This is a genomic window from Microcoleus sp. S36a_B3, from assembly GCF_036700745.1.
Classification (GTDB): Bacteria; Cyanobacteriota; Cyanobacteriia; order Cyanobacteriales; family Microcoleaceae; genus Microcoleus.
Map to the genome: position 1 here is coordinate 127,983 of NZ_JAUBPN010000015.1, position 18,689 is coordinate 146,671.

Genomic DNA, 18,689 nt, shown 5'->3' on the forward strand with positions numbered 1-18,689 from the left:
CGATTGTTCGCGTCTTTGGCCTGTCAATCTCCTAAATCGCGTCAATCATGGCTTCTGCAAGAATTGTAGCATCTGGCACGGGGTCTGGCGTGTAGTAGCCGGCTGCTTTTTTGGCGGCGATTTCGACTTGGGCGTCTGCGGGAATCCAATTTTCGGGAATGGGGATGCGATCGACTACTTGAATGCCAGAATTGATAATTGCATTGTATTTGAGATCGCTCATAGAAACTAAACTGTCAATTCGAGAGATCCCCAACCAGTGCAAAACATCTGGCATGAGTTCTTGAAACCGCATATCTTGAACTCCGGCGACACATTCAGTACGAGTAAAATAGGCATCAGCGCGATCGCCCCCTTCCTGCCGTTTTCTGGCATTGTACACCAAAAACTTCGTAACTTCCCCCAAAGCTCTGCCTTCCTTGCGGAAATAAACAATTACTCCAGAACCGCCGGATTGTGCAGTTTGGATGCAAATTTCAATCCCATGTACCAAATAAGGGCGGCAAGTGCAGATATCTGAACTGAACACATCAGAACCGTTACATTCATCGTGTACCCTTACCGCCAACTGCTTCTGAGGGTCAGAAATATTTGCAACATCGCCAATAATATAAACTGTAGTTCCGCCAATCGGGGGCAAGAAAACCTGTAAATCCGGCCGCGTCACCAAATCCGAGAACATACCGCCTGTTTGCTCGAATAAAACGCGGCGGAGAACACTTTCTTGCACGCCTATCCTGCGGGCAATTCCCGGCAAATACCACACGGGGTCGATCGCAATTTTAGTTACCGCTAAATTGCCGCCTGCTTTGACTATTTTGCCATCAATTTGCACGCGCCCCTTAGCGATGGCATCTTGCAATTCCGGCATATTAATATGAGCTTTAGTAACAGCAATTGTCGGGCGAATATCGTATCCCTGCTGAAAAAATGAAGTATAAATTTGGCTGACCAAACCCCCAAAGGGATCGAGAGAAACAATCAAATTGCGATCGCCCCAACTCGGGTGAGGCCCGATGCGTGCCGCCGGAGACGTGTTAGTAAAATCGGGCAGGTGATCGGCTTGAAGTGCGCCGGAAGCAACTGCTAGCGCTCGATAAACAGAATAGGAACCCGAATGAGTGCCGATCGCATTCCGGTGAGAAGATTTGCTGAGGCTGCCAATCACCGGCCCCCGTTTGAGAGGATCGATTTCTCCCCAACAAATGGGAATTGGTTCTGTACCGGATCTGTCGGGATGGGATGTTAAAACTATATGCTTGGGTTGTGACACAGTTGTTTTTGGCTCTGGCTATGGCAATTTTAAACGATTATCGATTGTAACAACAGAATTGTGTCTGCGGAAGGATTCGAGCTATCCAATTTTAGCGAAATCTTTTAGAGCAATTAGATTTAATGTGTGAATCATATTTTTTTAAGCTGTTGTGCAAATAAACATTGTATATTTCGACGATCGATCAAAAATCTTCTCCCTCTCTCCCCCTCTCCCTCTCTCCCCCTCTCCCCCTCAATCACCATACAGAATCTAGATGCACAACAGCTTAACGAACCGCAGAGGCGCAGAGGGCGCAAAGGAGAAAAAAAGAGAGTAAAATGGAAATAGAGAAATAAAAAAGTTCCCAAATTTGGAAATAATTGCTATATTTAAAACTGGTATCGCTAAATTATTAATAAAATTCTAACTCACAAAGTTAATGTTGCCAAGTACATCTAATTATTTGCTCAAAAATGCTCGCGTCCCCGCGTCTCTGCTAGAAATACAGTCGATCGCACCCTCAGTTTCTGCAATTGCAACAACGGGGACAGAGAACAATTTTTGTGCGGTGGATCTGGAAATTGCAGCGGGTGCGATCGCCCAAATCATCCCCACCAATACAGAACCTTTATCGCAACTTCGAGATATTCCAATTGTAGACTTGCAAAACGGCTTAGTTTTCCCTTGCTTTGTGGATATGCACGCGCATTTAGACAAAGGCCACATTTGGGAACGATCGCCCAATCCCGACGGAACTTTTGCAAGTGCGCTGGAGACTGTGCGCGCTGACGCCGAAAAACACTGGAATGCAGAGGATGTTTACCGGCGGATGCAGTTCGGCCTCAAGTGCAGCTACGCCCACGGCACCAAAGCCATCCGCACTCACATCGACAGCGCAGGCGATGGGGGAACCGTTAGTTTAGCAGTATTTGAAGCCTTGCAAGCCGAATGGAGCGATCGGCTAATTTTGCAAGCAGTTTCCCTAGTTTCCCTCGACTATTACCTGACACCCGCAGGCGAAAAATTAGCAGACAAAATTGCCCAAATCGGCGGCATCCTCGGCGGAGTTGCCTACATGAACCCGGATTTAGACAAACAACTCGATCGCGTATTTAGCTTAGCCCAAGAACGCGGTTTAAACCTCGACTTCCACACCGACGAAACCGACGATCCAGAATCAGTAACACTGCGGGAAGTAGCAAAAACGGCTATTCGCTATGAATTTAGCGGTCAAATAATCTGCGGGCACTGCTGCAGTTTAGCCGTACAACCGCCGGATTTAGTAACAGAAACTTTGACATTAGTCAAGCAAGCAAATATTGGCATTGTCAGCTTACCGATGTGCAACCTTTATTTGCAAGACAGAGAATCGGGGCGTACACCGTACTGGCGGGGAGTGACGCTGGTGCACGAACTCAAAGCAGCAGGAATTCCCGTCACAGTTGCTAGCGACAACTGTCGCGATCCGTTTTACGGATTTGGAGATCACGATGTTTTAGAAGTCTTTAATATGTCAGTCCGCATAGCCCATTTAGACAGGCCTTGGGAAGATTGGCCGCGCACAGTCACAACAACACCAGCAGATTTAATGGGATTGCCGAATGTAGGACGAATAGGAGTTGGTTTACCCGCAGACTTGATTTTATTTAAGGCGCGAACTTTCAGCGAATTGTTATCTCGGTCGCAGCGCGATCGCACAGTTTTGCGGCAAGGTAAAGAAATTGATACAACTTTGCCAGATTACCGGGAACTAGACGATGTGTTAGCAAGTTAAACTTATAGCAATTCTCGCATAAACTGTCAAATATTTCTCTTCTCTTCTCTTCCTTCGCGTCTTCGCGGTTCGTTAAAATCCATCGCTGTAAACTTGTCAATTCACAACTAATTTGATATAAATGTAAAGGCTAATTTAATGGAGGTTATTTTAAGTGAAAGCAGTTATTTTATTGTCGGGAGGGCTGGATTCCTCAACAGTTTTGTATCAAGCCAAAGCCGACGGCTGCGAATGTTACACGATTTCCTTTGACTACCAGCAAAGACACCGGCGGGAGTTGGATTCAGCAAGGGCGATCGCGCTTTCAGCGGATGTTAAGGCGCATCAGATAGTAAACTTTGACTTGACGCTTTGGGGCGGTTCGGCTTTGACGGACAATCAGATGGAATTGCCGATCGATCGCAATCTTGCAGAAATGTCTCAAAACATCCCGACTACCTACGTTCCTGCTAGAAATACAATCTTTCTCAGCTTTGCCCTCGCCTACGCAGAAACTCTAGAAGCCGATCGTATTTACATCGGTGTCAACGCTTTAGATTATTCTGGCTATCCCGACTGTCGCCTCGATTACATCCAAGCAATGCAGGAAGTATTTCGGTTGGGAACGAAGCAGGGAAGAGAAGGAGAAGCTATTAATATTGTAACACCTTTGATTGAACTTAAAAAAACCGAAATTATTGAATTAGGCAATAAGTTGGGAGTTCCTTGGGAGCAAACTTGGTCTTGTTACGCAGGCGGCGAAAATGCGTGCGGCGTTTGCGATTCTTGTCGGTTGCGGCTGGCGGCTTTTGAGGAATTGGGCTTGAAAGATCCGGTGCCTTACGCTTAAAGATGACTTACGCATTTCCTAGGGGGCGTCAGAGGTAAAACCTAATTATTTCGTACTCGCTTCAAGCCTGACGCACCTTACAAACAAAACTAAAATTTAGGCGGCTTATTTACCTTCCGGCTCATCCTCAACTTCCGGTTGAGCCTGGTCTTCCTGTTCAAACCTAATTTCATTTTGCAGCGAATTCAATGACACTAAAAGCATATCAGCTATTTGCGATTGTCCTCTAGCCCTGTAGATATCTATCGCTTTCTGAAAATCTTCTACTCCCCCCTGTTGTTCTCCAATTACAGCTCGCATACGAGCACGGATAATATAAGCTTCTACAAAATCCGGATTAAGATTAATTGCTTGAGTAAAAGCTTCAGCAGCTTCCTTATACAGTTCTTTGCGACCGAGGTCGAATCCTTGTTGATAAAGTTCTTGAGCTTTCATAGCATTTCTTAATTTCTGCTGTTCATCGCGCTTGCATAAAGGATCGAGTCTGTTGACTTTACCTGATGAATCAAGTATAAAGCACCCTGGTTCTTCCTGGGCATTCGCTACATTCTGAAAAAGAGGTAGAAACGCAATAAGGACAGAAGAAAAAACAGAAATTAAGTAGGAGTATTTCAGCATTACTGGTACTGTTTAAATATTTACTTATGTAGACAGATATCATGCCTGTCTGGCTCCAGATGTGACATCGATCGTGGCAATTGGTAATTTATATCACTGACTGTGAAATGGCTCGGCTCGTAAAATCCTATGAATCATGCTCTGCAATAAATTTCGCAAGCATCATTTTGTAAGTATCATTGGAGCTTCAGCTATGAACTACTTTCAAAAGACCGCATTATTTATGGGGTAGCAACTGCTATTAATGGGCTTACTTTTGCAGCTCAGGCTCAGTTTTGTGCAGACCCTTCTCACAGAGCAGCAACTAAAGCTAGACTCGATCAAATTGCCGATAGTCAAGGGATAGAAATGGGTGATGTTGGAAAAGCTTATGAAAACTTTGCACTAGCTACCATTAGACCAGGTACTCCAATTCCAGAAAATACCAGGCGATTTTTTTCAGACGCAAGGAAAAGGCAAACAAAGGATAAGTACCAAAACGTAGTACCTGATGGAGTTCTTCCACTTGTGTTCGTGAATTTTCCAGCAGGCCCAACTGAAACATATGCTAATAGCGTTTTCTATGAGGTAAAGGCACTTAGTGGAGGTCTCCTGCCCCCTAGTTACTCAGATTATCAAATTCTCGGTTTCATTGATGCACTCGGTGACAGTTCTGCCAAGACAGCAGGCAGAATACCAGCAATCATTTTTCTCACTAGCGCCGATATCAAGCAGATTAGTAATGCTACAGTAGCAGAAGCTTCATTGAGAAGTGTAGCTGTCTGGCACGCTATAGGTTGTGAAATACCGGGCAGCTTTAATCAGCTTCAACTAGGTGAAGCTTCGTTGAGAAATCCCGTAGTCTACTTTCTCCAGCTAACGCTTCCAGAACGAATTGGCCCTGGAATCCCCGGCAGGATTTTCATTAATTAAAGGTTAATTATCTACTCATTCATAGTTTACTTAATGGTGAAAATTATGTCTATTGAAGAGCGCCGAGGTATTGAAACAATTGACAGAAACCAAAATCTACTTCTCGTTCGCGCTCCTATTGAGTCAGTGGCGGAAAAATTTAGTAGGGCGAGACGTGCGGATGTTTGGGAACGGGATATCTACGATCGCGAAATCGAAATTACGGCCGAAAGCTATATTGTATTTCAATTCCGGGGACACCCTTGGACAATCGTTGAGCAACTGAATCATCATCCCGGTTCCCTTGTATTTGGAGAAGGAGATGCCATCACCCTTTCCTGGTTCCTATCCACTCGCGCCATCTACTACAAATGCAGCGACACTTGCGGTTATATTGGTTATAACTGCTACGACAGAGGTGCATTTGCAGAGATGCTGTACTTTGAGGAAGAAATGGATCTCTTATTCCTCTCTGACTTTCGCGAGGTTAAAGCTGAGGACATTGACAGTGCCTTTCGCTTTACTTACGCTTTTATGGAGGAGCAAGATATCTATATTCCCTACGTATATTACGAAAATGTGAGGGCTGGCGATCGCCTTAATTTCCGGCCCAAAGGCCCGACGTTAGATGATTTAGTACGCAGCGACTTCGAGCGAATAGATTATATAGGCATTAACTAAAAGATTCTCAACTAGAAAATCTCGCCACATCTCTCAACCCGCTATTCTTGCGACTTTTTCCCACAATTTCCCCTTCTATCTGTCCAATTTCACTTAAAGTTCGATCGCCCGCCGCCCCTGACAGCAAATGAATTTGAAGTTGTTCCAACCGCGGCCCGGACACAGAAACAACCGTAAGTTCCACATTGTCGCCGCGCCAAACTTCCCCAACAGCCGGCATTCTTTGCAACTGATAGCTCAAAAAACCTCCGATTGTTTGATATTCCTCAGCTATCGGCAAATCCAAATTCAATATTTGATTGACATCATCTACATTTAGCTGCGCTTGTACTAAAAAAGTGCGATCGTCCAATACTTGCAAAGCAATTTCTTTGCTGTCGGGCGAGTGGTAAGTGCGGCCAATAATTTCGGCGATCAAATCCCTCAGCGTCACTAACCCGGAAATGCCCCCAAATTCATCGACTACGATCGCAATTTCTTCCGACGAACGCTGCATCAAAGGCAGCAATTCTCCCAGCAGCATCATCTCCGGCACAAACCTCACTGCACTCATCCAAGTTACAATTTCTGTGTCGGGAGATAGCAAACCTTCAGCTAGAGGTTTTGCAAGTTGTTTGAAGCCAATAATGCCGATAATATCGTCTAAAGAATCTCCCGTCACGGGATAAAAGGAATGGTTGGAAATTGCCATTTCGTCGAGCAAAGTTTGAAATGTAGCCGTCTTGGGAAGTGCGATAATGCTCGGCCTCGGCACCATCACTTCTTGTACCCAAACTTCGCCAAATTCAAACACGTTATTGAGCAATTCTCGCTCTTCTGCTAGTAAGCCGCTTGATTCGCTGGAAGTAGCTATAATTAATTGCAATTCTTCGGGAGTAACGGGCCGATGTCTTAGGTTGTATTCGATTCCTGCAAACCGCAAGAGCGATCGGGTGGATTGATTGAGAAACGACACAAAGGGATTGAACAGCCGGGATATCAATAAAGTCGGAGGCCCGAAACTTCTGGCTAGCTGTTCGGAATAAAGTAGGGCTACAGATTTGGGGAAAAGTTCGCCGAGTACGATTTGCAGGTAAGCTAGCAGGAAAAAAGTTACTATTGATATTCCGAAAGAATGGGCCAGCGCCGATTTGATATAAAGTGGCAGCGGCAAACTGGCGATCGACATTCGGACTAGCACGGCGATCGTATCTTCCCCAATCCAGCCGAGAGCTAAACTAGAAAGAGTGATTCCCAACTGCATTGTTGAGAGCAATCGCTCGATACTTTTCTGCAAAGATTGAACAGTTAAAGCTGCAATGTCGCCAGCCTCGGCTAACTGATTGATGCGCGATCGGCGTACCGTCACCATCGAAAACTCAGCCGCCACAAAAAAAGCGTTGATCGCAATCAGCAGCAGCACTGCAAGCAACCGCGACAGCACTTCTGTCGGAGTCATCGCGGGTAAATCAGCTATCTCCTGCACTCTCGCCCCTAAAAGTGACACAATGCTCCCTAGAACAACTTTCTCGATCGAACCTCAAAATCCCTGGAGTGTTTGCTCCTTTTGTCTTACTTCGCTACTGGAATCCCAGCTATTTGCAACTGAAGTTTTTGACCTGGATAATCTGTCAGCGTCAGCGAAACTTGTTTAGCATTTTCCAGCAAAGCGGTGGGAATACTCACCGTACCGTAATACACCTGCCCGTTGGGGGGCAGTTCCGACGGCAAATCCTCAGCAGTCGCCGAAAGGGCCCGGCCGCGATCGTCCGTGACGTTCAAGAAACTGTAGAGAAACCTCACAGATTGGGAACCTTCGTTTTTCATGCTCACGTCTAGCAGCATGGAGTTGCCGCGCTGACTGGCCGCGCTCACTTCTAGGGTTATTCCCCCGTCGCGACTGTTCAGGGGAAATTTGGCGCTGGCCTTTGGTTCGGCGGGCTTTTTGGCTGTGGCTGGTTTAGAGCTTGTCTTGTCTGTTTTAGTATTTGCTCCGGTCGTTTTGTCAGGATCGCGACCTTCTATCCGCGCTTTGACGGTTTTAAGAATGTCTGTTTCTTTCAAAATGCTCACTTGCTCTTTGCTAGCCACAGTTCCCTGCTTGCCGGTGCCTGCATAGTTGCTGGGGCGAACATCAGGTTGAGTCGTTCCTTTCAAGGCTTCGCGACCTGTAGTAAATCCCAAAACAGAACTCGTCACACCTGCTCCAAACATAAGAGTTAGCAGAATTAGAGTCAGCACTACTGTTGAATTCACTGCCATTGCCTGTAATTTTATGCCTAGTCGTAGAAACTGCTTTGTCCGGTCGAGCCGGATAGCGCAGGTGCGTTTCGGGCGATCGGGGACTCAACAGATCTAAAGATTTTGATTTTTGTTCTCTAGTTCTAGCACGAACTGAGAAATTATGTTATAGTTACTTCTTAAGTTAGATAGATTGAACAAATCAATTTAACGGCAGTTGGCCGAGCGGTTTAGGCAGCGAACTCATAATTCGCCCCAGGCAGGTTCAACTCCTGCACTGCCGATTTTAAATAAATTAGGACGCTCAGCGCCCGTCGCAACCAAGCTTATTTCTGCGACGCATGGGGCGAGAAACCCGGTTTCTGGGAATTTTGGCGTTAAGTAACAATAAATATACGTACCAACCCAGTTTTTGAGGGTGAGGGAGGGAGAAACCCAGTTTCACTCTTCTGAAATCGATCGCGAACCAGACACCCAAGTCGATCGACTCGCAAGTTCAACTTATAGCGGTTGTCAAGCGTCGTGAGGTATGCCCTATGCCCGATGCCCTGTTTGGCCTGTTTGGCCTGGCCTGTTTGGCCTGTTTGGCCGATGCCGGATAGTACCTCCTATGAGAGCAAAGAAAGGCTATAGATCAACCCTTAATCAATTCCACCCCGTAGCGCCCATCGTACTCTTGAGCGTAAACCTTAACTTGTTCTTCCTTTGCAGTCGGCAACTTTTTACCCGTAAAATCTGGCTGAATCGGCACTTCTCTGTGGCCTCTATCGACTAATACCGCCAACCAAATTTTTTCCGGCCTTCCGTAATCGTTTACCGCATTCAAAGCCGCTCGAATTGTTCTACCTTTGTATATGACATCATCTACCAACACAACGATTTTTCCCGTCAAATCGAAAGGAATTTCTGTTTTAGCCGGTGTCCGCATCGCCACTCGATCCAAATCATCTCGGTAAAAGGTAATATCCAAAGCGCCCACCGGTACTTTTACTTGTTCGAGGACTTCAATTTGATCGGCTAACATTTGAGCTAGTGGCACTCCTCTAGTATAAATCCCCAACAGCACTAACTCCGACGGAGCCCCAGATTTTTCGACAATCTCGGAAGCGACGCGGGTGAGAGTGCGCCTCACTTCATCCGGCGATAAAATTTTGATAATTTTAGTCATTATTTTACTGGGATTTAATTGTTGGCTGTTGGCCCATCGAACAATTGAATAATTGAATAATTTTAGATATTTCGACTTGGCCCTAAAAGTTTGAGATTGACTTCACTGATGAATCTGGTGGCTGGTATCTGTCGCCCAGTAAAGTCAGCAGTTAGGGGACAAAAAACCATAAAGTATAAACCAGCCATGATAGTCCCAACCAAGTCAAAAAGCAATAGCGAGTTAATTGCAAAGCTTGATAAATTTGTTCGGGGGCGATCGCGCGAATAGGCTCGCCTAACAGCGGTTTGTGTTTGATAACTCCCCGATAGGAATTTATACCTCCTAGTTGTACTCCCAAGATGGCTGCGTAGGCGCACTCGCTCCAACCGGAATTGGGACTGACATCTTTAACAGCATCTCTCTGACAAATCTGCCATACGTAGATCGGTTTACCAGAGATCAGGGCTAAAGTAATCACTGTTAGTCGGCAAGGAAACCAGGTGAGGACGTCTTCTAGTTTGGCACTAAACCATCCTAAATTAGTGTATGGCTGTTCTTTGTAGCCGACGGTTGAATCTAATGTGCTGGCTGCTTTGTAAGCCATCGCACAGGGAACGATCGCGCTGGCGAGCATCGAGTTAGGATCGATCGGCAAATTGGTAACAGTTAATAATAAATCTGGCAGAGCGAACCCAACTAGGGCATAAAATAGCGGCGCTGTCACGCCATCGACTGCATTCTCTGTTACAGTTTCTAACAATGCTCGCAGAATTTCTGGCTCGGATAAGTTTTCAGTATCCCGGCCGACATAAAGACTCAACCGTTCCCGCGCCTTGACTAAATCTGCAACAGTTAAAGGTGCTAGCACATCTTGAGCCGCCGCCCTCAAACTGCGACCGGCAAAACAGCTTGCGAGCAAAATGGTCTGCAGGGCAATACTTAAAAGAGGGTGCACCCAACTAGCAGCAAGGACGATCGACCAACTGACAGTATAACTGCCTAGAATCAGCCCGATCGCTAGTATTGTACCAGCACATCGCAGCAGCAGTTTGTGCAGCTCACCGGCCGGACGATCGCCCGCAGGAGCCATTTTGTCTGCGGGATTATTCCAGATACTAAAGACAATTCGAGTATAGCGGTCGATCGCCCAACCCATCGCCTGTACGGGATGCGGCCAACCCCAAGGATCGCCGATCGAATAATCCAATACCGCAGCTAAAATCAAAACAGCAAATTGATCCGGCATCATTATATATTGTGTCAAACTTGATAGTCTGTCCTGCCAGCGAGCGATCGTTCGATCGGGCTGGTTTTAGCTGCTGTTACCAACAGCCGAATTGGATTTTTTATCCCAGATTTTCAGTGCTGAGATTACTTTCGTCGCCAAGCTTGTGTACGTTCTGCTCCCAATTAACACCATCAAAGGGTAGAATCTGAAATTGGGAAACGGCATCGGAGTCAAGACAGCGGACGTTGACATCGAATTGATCGGGATGCGATCGGGGACGATAGAACGAGTGAATCCCACAAATCCGGCAGAAAGTATGTTTGGCAGTTCCTGTATTAAACGTATAAGTTGTCAAAACATCTTCGCCGCACAGCAACGTAAAACGTTCCGGCGGCACAATTAGGTGCAAAAATCCTTTCTTTTTACAGATAGAGCAGTTGCAGTCAGATGCTTCGTGTTTGTCAACCGCGACTGTGAAGCGGACAGCACCGCAATGACAGCCGCCGGAGTAGGTAACAAGTGTTGTGTCCATGTTTTCGGGCGATCAAATAAATCAACTTACCATCTAAATGATAAAGCTAGTTTCTTCTCCCAGAGCAGCTTGCCAACTGCGGACATCATAGTATAAGTCTTCGAGGGAAATAGTGTATAGCGCTTCGGCAAGTTTTTTGTGCAATCGGTTCCACAAACTGAATGTTACCCAATCCTCTGCTTGCGTCGCGTCGGGAGAATGTCGAGGTAAAGGTTCAATAGTTTCGCCTACCGCCTCTAAGATTTGTCCTAAAGAAATTTGAGCCGGCTCGCGGGCTAATTGATATCCTCCCTGGGAACCCCGAACTGATTGGACTAAACCGGCTCGTCGCATTTCAATCAATAATTTTTCGAGATACGGAGCCGGTAACTCCTGTCGGTTCGCGATCGATTTTACCGATGTCGGGCCGAACCGAGGTTGCAAACTTAGATCCAGTAATGCTTTGACACTGTAGTGTCCGCGTGTGGTTAACTTCATGGGATTTTAAAATTGGGGGCAAATATTTAGCTAGCTGATAGCTGATAGCTTATGCTACCGAGTTTAGAGATTGCTTGCACCGGCTGCTACTTCTCAAGAAAGACTGCACCTTGTTAAAAATATTTAGACAATAGTGGTTAACAATTGAGCCGATCGGTGTAAGATGGTTTTACGATCGGCTATAAAGCTAAAGTTTCTTGGTCAAACCAAAAATCAACCGAGAAAAATTCCGTACACCAGTTGAATATTTCAGGACTCAGTAGATGGCTAAAAAGAAAAATATCGAACCCCTTGAAGGAGAAGACCTGATCCAAAAGGTCAAAGAGCTAGAGAACCTCACCAAGGAAGAAAAAGCTAGAGCCTGTGGCTACTACACCGTTACCAAGAATGGCGTAGAACGGGTCAACATGATGAAATTCCTGAATGCACTGATTGATGCAGAAGGCATTCAGTTAGACGGGAAGCAAAACGGTAACGGACGCGGCGGACGCTCTGCCAGCTATCGGATTAGCGTTCAATCTAACGGCAATTTACTGATTGGAGCCGCCTACACCAAACAAATGGAACTGAAGGCAGGAGATGAATTTGAAATCTCTTTGGGACGCAAGCACATTCACCTGCGCCAAATCGATCGCGAAGAAGTAGCCTAAGTCTTTAGGACTTGCTTTAACTTCTTGCTTGAACTGATTGGTTTGATTTCAAGCATTGAGTGCAAGCAGAGAGTTAGCTCTGAAATCTTTCTGTGCGCTCACAACAGTATGGCTTCTATAGATGGCAATGGCTCGACAAAAGCCACTGCCACTACTTGATATTTTCTGAGAATACCTATTCTCACCCCTCGCTATATCCGTTCGGACAAGCGAGGGATTTTCCGCGCGTTAAAGAGAGGTCAAGCGTGAAGCAGAGAAAAGTAAGAAAAAACAGGGAAAGAGGTAGAGAAAGCATCTCCGGCTCTGTAAAAAACATTTTTTTGCTGAAACTTGAGTTCGACTCAATCGCTTTCAATTGTTGAATGTATCTGCGTTCATCAGTGTTGCATCTGCTGGAAATCTGCGGTTAACAGATAGAATATTGATGCAGCTCAAGTCGGTTCAGGTAATCGCACTACAAATGCCAAGCCGGAAATCCTGCGAGAAAGAAGAAGTAGCTAAGGTTGATATGTTGCACAACAGTCAACAAGCGATCGAGAAACCGGGTTTTTGAACCGCAAGGCGCGATCGAACTAAAAAAAGAATGTAACTTGAGACAATCCATCACCCGCAAGTGATAGAAATAAAAATCAAAAAACCTTGTTTCTGGGAAAATTGTTGCTGCTCCGTTGATATATTGATGTAGAAACTTGGTTTTTGGGTGGTGTCTCCAAAACACACTGAAATTACGGGCTGGAACAGTTAAAGTGTTAGAGAGCAATTAGACACCAGCCTATGCCGTTGCCCCGAGTCGCGAGCAAAACTTTGTCACAGCCAACAAAAATACCCCTGCGTTGCGTTCTAGTAGGCTCTTTTGTGGTGCAAATCGTCGCAGCCGTAGGGATTGTCGGGTATCTTTCCTTTCGCAATGGAGAAAGAGCAGTCGAAGAAGTCGCTCTGAAATCGATCGCCCAGACGGGGAATAGAGTTGAAGAACAACTGACTGCTGTTGTGGAAAATACCCACTGGGTAAATCAACTTAATGCCTCAGCGATCGATCGCGCCGAATTAAACTTACAGTTAGGACAAGCCCAGCCGGGAGGAGAGAAGTTCCTCTGGCAGCAAATGCGATCGTTTAAAAGCATTCAATGGATTTCCCTCGGTTCTCAAAAAACAGGAGAATATCTCGGCATTAAACGCAACCCGAAGGACAACAGCTTGCAAATTGTCGCAGCTAACAAGTCTACTAACTATCAGAATATCTACTACACAACAGACAAACAAGGTACTCGCACCGCCAAATTAAAAGCAGAACCGGGAACCTATGATGCCCGATCGCGCCCCTGGTACAAAGAAGCTGTCGCAGCTAACAAACCAATTTGGACGAGCATTTATCGGGGTTTTACTCCGGGGACTGTGTTTATTGCTGCGAGCCAACCGATTCGGGATCGCAATGGTGAATTGCTGGGAGTTTGTGCGGTAGATTTGTCCCTCTGGGAGCTTCAGCAATATCTCCATCGCCTCAAGGTTAGCAAAACTGGAGAAATTTTTGCGATCGAACGATCGGGCTTGCTGGTGGCAAGTTCGAGTCAAGAATCATCCTTTAGAAAGATGTCGGGAAAGCAGGAACCTGAGCGTCTAAATGTTTTAGACAGTGAAACTTTTGTCATTCGCACCGCAGCTAAGTATTTGTACGAACAGTTTGGCGGCTTTAGTAACATTCAGCAGCGACAACAACTGAAATTTAGCCGAGATGGGGCAGAATATTTTGTGGAAGTGCTGCCGTTTTCGGATAGTAACGGTTTGAACTGGCTGATCGCGATCGCCGTTCCCGCATCGGATTTCATGGGACAAATTAACAAAAATACCCGCAGTACAATTTTACTTTGTGCCGCGGCGCTGCTGCTATCGACAATTGTCGGAGCGCTCAATGCCCGGTGGATGACGCTGCCCCTGCTGCGCCTCAACCAAGCAGCTAAAGATATCGCCCAAGGAGAATTCGATCGCACTGTTGCTATCAGCAGGCTTGATGAAATCGGCTCCTTAGCACAGTCTTTTAACGAAATGGCGGCTCAATTGAAAAAGTCTTTTCAAGCTTTGGCCCAAAGCGAGGAAAAATTTGCCAAGTTGTTAGAAAGCTTGCCGGTTGGGGTGATAGCTCTGACTCCGGCTGGTAGCAGTATTTTTATGAATTCGATGGGAGGAGAAATTACGGGCAAAGGGGCGGTGGCAAATACCACCCCTGAAGAACTTTCCGAAACTTATCAACTTTATATATCGGGAACAGACAGGCTGTACCCGATCGAAGATTCGCCCTTTGAACGCGCCGTGATGGGCAAAGAAACGTTCCTTGAAGATATGGATCTTCGCCGGAATGGGAAAGTTATTCCCTTGCAAGTGCGATCGCAGCCAATGTTTGATGCTGAGGGGAATGTGATTTACGTACTGATTGTTTTTGAAGATATCACGGCGCGCAAACAAGCAGAGCAAATATTGGCAGACTACAACCGTACCCTGGAAACGGAAGTAACCTCGCGCACTCTGGAACTAGCTCAAATTAATGCCCGCTTGCAGCTCGAAATTGAGGAGCGCCAGCAAGCTGAAAAAATTATCCACCAAGAGCGGGACTTTAATTTAAAGATTATCAAAAATTCTCCGATCTTTTTTGTGGCGATCGATTCGGAGGGTAAAATCCTGCTGGCCAATGAATGTATGCTGGAATCTGTGGGCTATACTGCTGCTGAAGTTATCGGCCAAGATTATTTAGCTAAATTTGTACCGGAGGGCGATCGAGCCGGATTGCACTCGATTTTTGAGCGCGTCACAGCGAGGGAGCAAACGGTTAACGAGCACCGGATTCTCACTAAGTGCGGTGATACTTTGTTAGTCGAGTGGTACGGTACGCCCGTTTTGGATGAAAATGGCAATTTTGACTTTTTGTTTGGGTTTGGGATTGATATTGGCGATCGCAAACAAGCACAAATAGCCTTGCAAAAAAGTGAAGCTCTATTTCACAAATTAGCAATCACGGTGCCCGGAGAACTTTACATATTCGTACAGCATCCCGACGGCTCTGTCAAGATGGAATATATCAGTCCTATGTGCCGAGAAATTCAAGAATTAGAGCCGGAGGAAATCCAGAACAACTTTGCTTTACTCTACGAACAAATGCACCCGGACGATCGCCCCAGCTACTTCGAGGCCATTGTCAGAAGTGCTGTAAATCTCGAACCATTTGCCCGCGAGTGGCGGATTGTCACAGCCTCTGGAAAACTCAAATGGCTGCAAGCTCATTCTCGGCCGGAATTGCGCGAAAATGGAGATATCGTCTGGCACGGCATAATACTCGATATTAGCGATCGCAAACAAGCAGAACAACAACTCAAAGAAGCCGCATTAGCAGCAGAAGCTGGAAACAAAACTAAAAGCATCTTTCTCGCCAACATGAGCCACGAATTGCGAACCCCCCTCAATGCCATTCTCGGCTTCGCTCAATTAATAGAACCCAGCCCTAATTTAACTTTCACGGAAAAAGAAAATATCAAAATTATTCGCCGCAGCGGAGAACACCTGCTTCAACTGATAGATAGAGTCTTAGCCTTATCTAAAATTGAAGCGGGGCGCATGACAATCTACCCCAAATGCTTTGACTTGTACCGCTTGCTGAGCGACGTGCAGAATATGTTCCAAATTCCGGCACTAAATAAAAAAATAAAATTAATTATTGACTGCTCCTCGGATCTCCCTCAATACATAGAAACAGATGACATTAAGTTGCGGGAAGTGCTGATTAATATCTTAGACAATGCAGTGAAATTTACTCAAAACGGCTCAGTATCAGTCACCGTCCGAGCGAAGCAAGAAGGAAGAACAAGGTCTGTAAAAGAAGATTTTGTTAAATCATTTGAAAGCTTATCAAAAGTTTTTATTTGCTTTGAAATTACCGATACAGGAGTTGGCATCGACCCGGAAGAATTAGATAGTATATTTGAATTATTCATGCAAAGTTCATCGGGGAAGACACTTCAAAAAGGTATGGGTTTAGGATTAAGCATCAGCCGTGAGTTCATAAAATTAATGGGTGGCAAAATTACCGCCGAAAGCGAAGTGGGACGCGGTACAGTTTTTAAGTTTGATATTCCAGTCGTTACGGCTATTTTCCCTGTTGATATAAATAATATTTCAGAGACTTCAACTATCCTAAAACAAGAAATATTGGATACTCATAAAATATTTACGCTTAACTCTAAACCGCAAGTTTCTCCAGAATGGACGAGCAAACTTCAACAAGCAGTCCGTGAGGCTGACTTCGATTTTATTGCTACAACAATTGAGGAAATCCGCAGCAAAAACGAGCTTTTTGCCGAAATTTTGATGAATCATTTAGATAATTTTGATTATCAAGAAATTCTCGATTTAATTGCATCAATTTAACTCTAGGGTGTGCAATATAAACCTTATATTATTCTCAAAGAGTATTATGAAAAACATTTTTGATGCTGATTTTCTCAACTATCATGTAATATCAATTCCGGTTGCACTCATACATGACTGTTGACTGTTGACTGTTGACTGTTAAGTTAAGAGGGCCCGCACGCACCATCCACCGCCTCTACTGAGTTTTGACTGTTGACTGGTAATGCAGATAGGCGAGGAAGAGTCTCCTTTGAGGAAGGCAACTTACAGGAGAGAAGACTGTAGGAGGTGTTTAAGTTATTAAGTTTTCGATTCTGAGTAAACCGTAGTGTTTCCGATTGAGAGGAAAAGTCCTGAAATGGCCTAACGTCCTCGCTTGATTAAAAAACTCTGATAATTATCATTGTTGATTTGTCGCTAATAATTTAAGGTTTGAGTTGAATTTTGTGAAGCTACAGTTAACCCCCCCGATCGCCCTTTTGGTAAAAGCAATCGAGGGGGTTAACTATTATTTGTCAAGTATCTGAGGGTATCAAGCAGGATCTGCTTGAGCTCGTTTTTGTAGTAGGCGGGCAATCTCTGCTTTTTCTACAAGTCCCACGAGAACTCCGTTTTCGCGAATCACGGGGAGTTCTTGTACTTTAAGTTGTTCTAGGAGAGTGACGACTTCGAGGAGGGATAATTCTGGTTTGACGGTGGTGGAAAATTCGATCGGCTTGACGAGTTCTTTGACCAAAACTTGGGGCCAGGTACCGGTGGGGATGGTTTTGAGGTCGTCAAGGTCGATCGCCCCTACCAATTGTCCCGCATCGTCGGTAACTAGGAATCGACGCCAGTTTTGAGTGTTACCGATCACGTAGTTGTTGGCAAATTCTCTGAGCGATAAGTTTTCTGGGACGATCGGGCTTTGCGCGGTAACAGCATCTGCGGCTGTCAGCCCTGCGAGTTGATTTTGGACTGTGCCATATTGTGCGGATTGACCAGCATTTTGCAACAAGAACCAACCAATTACTAGATTCCAAATATTACCAAATATGCCTGTAGCAATGGCAATCCAACCAATGATTTGACCGACGCGACTAGCAAAAATTATGCCTTTGTAAGGGTTGCCGGTAATCTTCCAGACGATCGCTTTGAGGATGTTGCCGCCGTCGAGGGGCAAACCCGGAATTAAGTTAAATAAGGCTAAAACTAAGTTGATCGAAGCTAAAAGTCCGACGATGGCGGCTGCGGGGCCTGTGAGACCAGCACCGATGCCGATCGCAGTTAACAAACCCGACAACAATAAGCTAACTAACGGGCCTGCAATGGCGACCCAAAATGCTTCGGCTGGGGTTTTTGATTCTCTTTCCAAATTAGCCAGCCCGCCAAACAGAAATAGCGAAATCGATTTCACGCCAATTCCCTGTTTGATGGCCACCCAACTGTGTCCTAATTCGTGGGCTAAGACGGAAGCAAATAACAGTAGCGCTGTGAACAATCCCAGCATCCAGGGCGCTACGGGGCCTAATGCAGGAAACAGGTTAGCTAGTGCGCCGCCGTATTGCCAAGTTACTAAACCCAGAACTAGAAACCAAGATACGTTGACATAAAAGGGAATTCCAAACAGGTTGCCGACGCGAAATGTACCGTTCATAATTGGCTACCTCTGATATTATGGGCGAAAAGTTTTTTCTCTGTTTCCTTATAGTAACGAAATGTAACTCAAATGTTAATGTTTCAATTAGGGTGTTATCCGTCTGTAGAGGTTCGGTTTGCTGAATAATAACCGCCGACTGCAGTTAGGGCTGCAGGGCTGCCAGGGATTGACAATCGCCGAAAGAACGGAAGTCATCTCTCTGAGGACATAACATTATATTTATTTAAGTTTTAAATATAAGTTTTCAGTCGGTTAAAACCGATTTTACCTTTGATACGGGGAATTAATTCCCTGGCGGACTATTGCAGCTCTGACTCGATATCAGTTTCAAGCAATTTTAGCTATAATCA

16 protein-coding genes and 1 tRNA gene are annotated in these 18,689 nt (G+C 45.5%); 8 read left to right on the plus strand and 9 right to left on the minus strand.

Annotated elements, in window-relative coordinates; all coding sequences use genetic code 11:
- Nucleotides 1-31: 31 nt before the first annotated feature.
- Nucleotides 32-1,273, minus strand: coding sequence for a GTP cyclohydrolase II (locus QUA01_RS17620; RefSeq protein ID WP_194067692.1), 1,242 nt, complete (start codon nt 1,271-1,273; stop codon nt 32-34).
- 421 nt (nt 1,274-1,694) lie between these two features.
- Here QUA01_RS17620 and QUA01_RS17625 point away from each other — a divergent pair, with 421 nt between their 5' ends.
- The gene (locus QUA01_RS17625) at nt 1,695-3,029 is read left to right on the plus strand and encodes a cytosine deaminase (protein ID WP_333091318.1); all 1,335 of its coding nucleotides are present in this window, start codon (nt 1,695-1,697) and stop codon (nt 3,027-3,029) included.
- A 154-nt stretch (nt 3,030-3,183) separates the two neighbouring features.
- Nucleotides 3,184-3,858 (plus strand): 7-cyano-7-deazaguanine synthase QueC, encoded by a 675-nt coding sequence (queC, locus tag QUA01_RS17630; RefSeq protein ID WP_333091319.1) that lies wholly within the window; start codon nt 3,184-3,186, stop codon nt 3,856-3,858.
- Nucleotides 3,859-3,963: 105 nt separating this feature from the next.
- Here queC and QUA01_RS17635 read toward each other — a convergent pair whose 3' ends face one another.
- Nucleotides 3,964-4,476, minus strand: a complete 513-nt coding sequence (locus tag QUA01_RS17635) for a hypothetical protein (RefSeq protein ID WP_333091321.1) — start codon at nt 4,474-4,476, stop codon at nt 3,964-3,966.
- 348 nt (nt 4,477-4,824) lie between these two features.
- Here QUA01_RS17635 and QUA01_RS17640 point away from each other — a divergent pair, with 348 nt between their 5' ends.
- Both QUA01_RS17640 and QUA01_RS17645 read left to right on the plus strand, forming a co-directional pair.
- Nucleotides 4,825-5,388, plus strand: a complete 564-nt coding sequence (locus QUA01_RS17640) for a hypothetical protein (protein ID WP_228049997.1) — start codon at nt 4,825-4,827, stop codon at nt 5,386-5,388.
- Nucleotides 5,389-5,433: 45 nt separating this feature from the next.
- Nucleotides 5,434-6,048 carry a hypothetical protein gene (locus tag QUA01_RS17645; RefSeq protein WP_194067696.1) on the plus strand — a complete coding sequence of 205 codons (615 nt, stop codon included), beginning with the start codon at nt 5,434-5,436 and terminating at the stop codon, nt 6,046-6,048.
- 7 nt (nt 6,049-6,055) lie between these two features.
- Here the strand turns inward: QUA01_RS17645 and QUA01_RS17650 are convergent, their stop codons facing one another.
- Together QUA01_RS17650 and QUA01_RS17655 are read right to left on the minus strand one after the other, a co-directional pair.
- Complete coding sequence (locus QUA01_RS17650) at nt 6,056-7,534, minus strand: hemolysin family protein (protein WP_333091325.1); 1,479 nt, start codon at nt 7,532-7,534, stop codon at nt 6,056-6,058.
- Between the two features lie 65 nt (nt 7,535-7,599).
- Nucleotides 7,600-8,289 (minus strand): hypothetical protein, encoded by a 690-nt coding sequence (locus QUA01_RS17655; protein WP_194067698.1) that lies wholly within the window; start codon nt 8,287-8,289, stop codon nt 7,600-7,602.
- Between the two features lie 190 nt (nt 8,290-8,479).
- Between QUA01_RS17655 and QUA01_RS17660 the strand changes: the two genes are divergently transcribed.
- Nucleotides 8,480-8,552 (plus strand) — tRNA-Ile (locus tag QUA01_RS17660).
- Nucleotides 8,553-8,902: 350 nt separating this feature from the next.
- Here QUA01_RS17660 and pyrR read toward each other — a convergent pair.
- The 4 genes from pyrR to QUA01_RS17680 all read right to left on the minus strand — a co-directional run bounded on the left by pyrR (nt 8,903) and on the right by QUA01_RS17680 (nt 11,655).
- Nucleotides 8,903-9,436, minus strand: coding sequence for a bifunctional pyr operon transcriptional regulator/uracil phosphoribosyltransferase PyrR (gene pyrR, locus QUA01_RS17665; protein ID WP_194011114.1), 534 nt, complete (start codon nt 9,434-9,436; stop codon nt 8,903-8,905).
- A 151-nt stretch (nt 9,437-9,587) separates the two neighbouring features.
- Nucleotides 9,588-10,667: an adenosylcobinamide-phosphate synthase CbiB gene (gene cbiB / locus QUA01_RS17670; protein WP_194067699.1), complete on the minus strand. Its 1,080-nt coding sequence runs from the start codon at nt 10,665-10,667 to the stop codon at nt 9,588-9,590.
- A gap of 97 nt (nt 10,668-10,764) precedes the next feature.
- Complete coding sequence (locus QUA01_RS17675; protein ID WP_194011112.1) at nt 10,765-11,178, minus strand: GFA family protein; 414 nt, start codon at nt 11,176-11,178, stop codon at nt 10,765-10,767.
- A 33-nt stretch (nt 11,179-11,211) separates the two neighbouring features.
- On the minus strand, nt 11,212-11,655 hold the full coding sequence (locus QUA01_RS17680; protein WP_194011111.1) for an Rrf2 family transcriptional regulator: 444 nt from the start codon (nt 11,653-11,655) through the stop codon (nt 11,212-11,214).
- Between the two features lie 263 nt (nt 11,656-11,918).
- Between QUA01_RS17680 and QUA01_RS17685 the strand changes: the two genes are divergently transcribed.
- The 3 genes from QUA01_RS17685 (at nt 11,919) to QUA01_RS17695 (ending at nt 16,718) form a co-directional block, all read left to right on the plus strand.
- Nucleotides 11,919-12,305, plus strand: a complete 387-nt coding sequence (locus tag QUA01_RS17685; RefSeq protein WP_194011110.1) for an AbrB family transcriptional regulator — start codon at nt 11,919-11,921, stop codon at nt 12,303-12,305.
- 424 nt (nt 12,306-12,729) lie between these two features.
- The gene (locus QUA01_RS17690; protein ID WP_333091326.1) at nt 12,730-12,858 is read left to right on the plus strand and encodes a hypothetical protein; all 129 of its coding nucleotides are present in this window, start codon (nt 12,730-12,732) and stop codon (nt 12,856-12,858) included.
- 251 nt (nt 12,859-13,109) lie between these two features.
- Nucleotides 13,110-16,718, plus strand: coding sequence for a PAS domain S-box protein (locus tag QUA01_RS17695; protein ID WP_333091328.1), 3,609 nt, complete (start codon nt 13,110-13,112; stop codon nt 16,716-16,718).
- Between the two features lie 514 nt (nt 16,719-17,232).
- On the opposite strand, the gene QUA01_RS17700 is transcribed toward QUA01_RS17695, so the two are convergent.
- The gene (locus QUA01_RS17700; protein WP_333091329.1) at nt 17,233-18,336 is read right to left on the minus strand and encodes a site-2 protease family protein; all 1,104 of its coding nucleotides are present in this window, start codon (nt 18,334-18,336) and stop codon (nt 17,233-17,235) included.
- Nucleotides 18,337-18,689 lie beyond the last annotated feature (353 nt).

Excerpts from the sequence above, each read along its gene's own strand:
- QUA01_RS17680 (WP_194011111.1), bottom strand. The coding sequence starts at position 11,655 with ATGAAGTTAACCACACGCGGACACTACAGTGTCAAAGCATTACTGGAT.
- cbiB (WP_194067699.1), bottom strand. The coding sequence starts at position 10,667 with ATGATGCCGGATCAATTTGCTGTTTTGATTTTAGCTGCGGTATTGGAT.
- QUA01_RS17690 (WP_333091326.1), top strand. The coding sequence starts at position 12,730 with ATGCAGCTCAAGTCGGTTCAGGTAATCGCACTACAAATGCCAAGCCGG.
- QUA01_RS17625 (WP_333091318.1), top strand. The coding sequence starts at position 1,695 with ATGTTGCCAAGTACATCTAATTATTTGCTCAAAAATGCTCGCGTCCCC.
- QUA01_RS17635 (WP_333091321.1), bottom strand. The coding sequence starts at position 4,476 with ATGCTGAAATACTCCTACTTAATTTCTGTTTTTTCTTCTGTCCTTATT.
- QUA01_RS17700 (WP_333091329.1), bottom strand. The coding sequence starts at position 18,336 with ATGAACGGTACATTTCGCGTCGGCAACCTGTTTGGAATTCCCTTTTAT.
- QUA01_RS17640 (WP_228049997.1), top strand. The coding sequence starts at position 4,825 with ATGGGTGATGTTGGAAAAGCTTATGAAAACTTTGCACTAGCTACCATT.
- QUA01_RS17645 (WP_194067696.1), top strand. The coding sequence starts at position 5,434 with ATGTCTATTGAAGAGCGCCGAGGTATTGAAACAATTGACAGAAACCAA.
- QUA01_RS17655 (WP_194067698.1), bottom strand. The coding sequence starts at position 8,289 with ATGGCAGTGAATTCAACAGTAGTGCTGACTCTAATTCTGCTAACTCTT.
- QUA01_RS17685 (WP_194011110.1), top strand. The coding sequence starts at position 11,919 with ATGGCTAAAAAGAAAAATATCGAACCCCTTGAAGGAGAAGACCTGATC.
- pyrR (WP_194011114.1), bottom strand. The coding sequence starts at position 9,436 with ATGACTAAAATTATCAAAATTTTATCGCCGGATGAAGTGAGGCGCACT.
- QUA01_RS17675 (WP_194011112.1), bottom strand. The coding sequence starts at position 11,178 with ATGGACACAACACTTGTTACCTACTCCGGCGGCTGTCATTGCGGTGCT.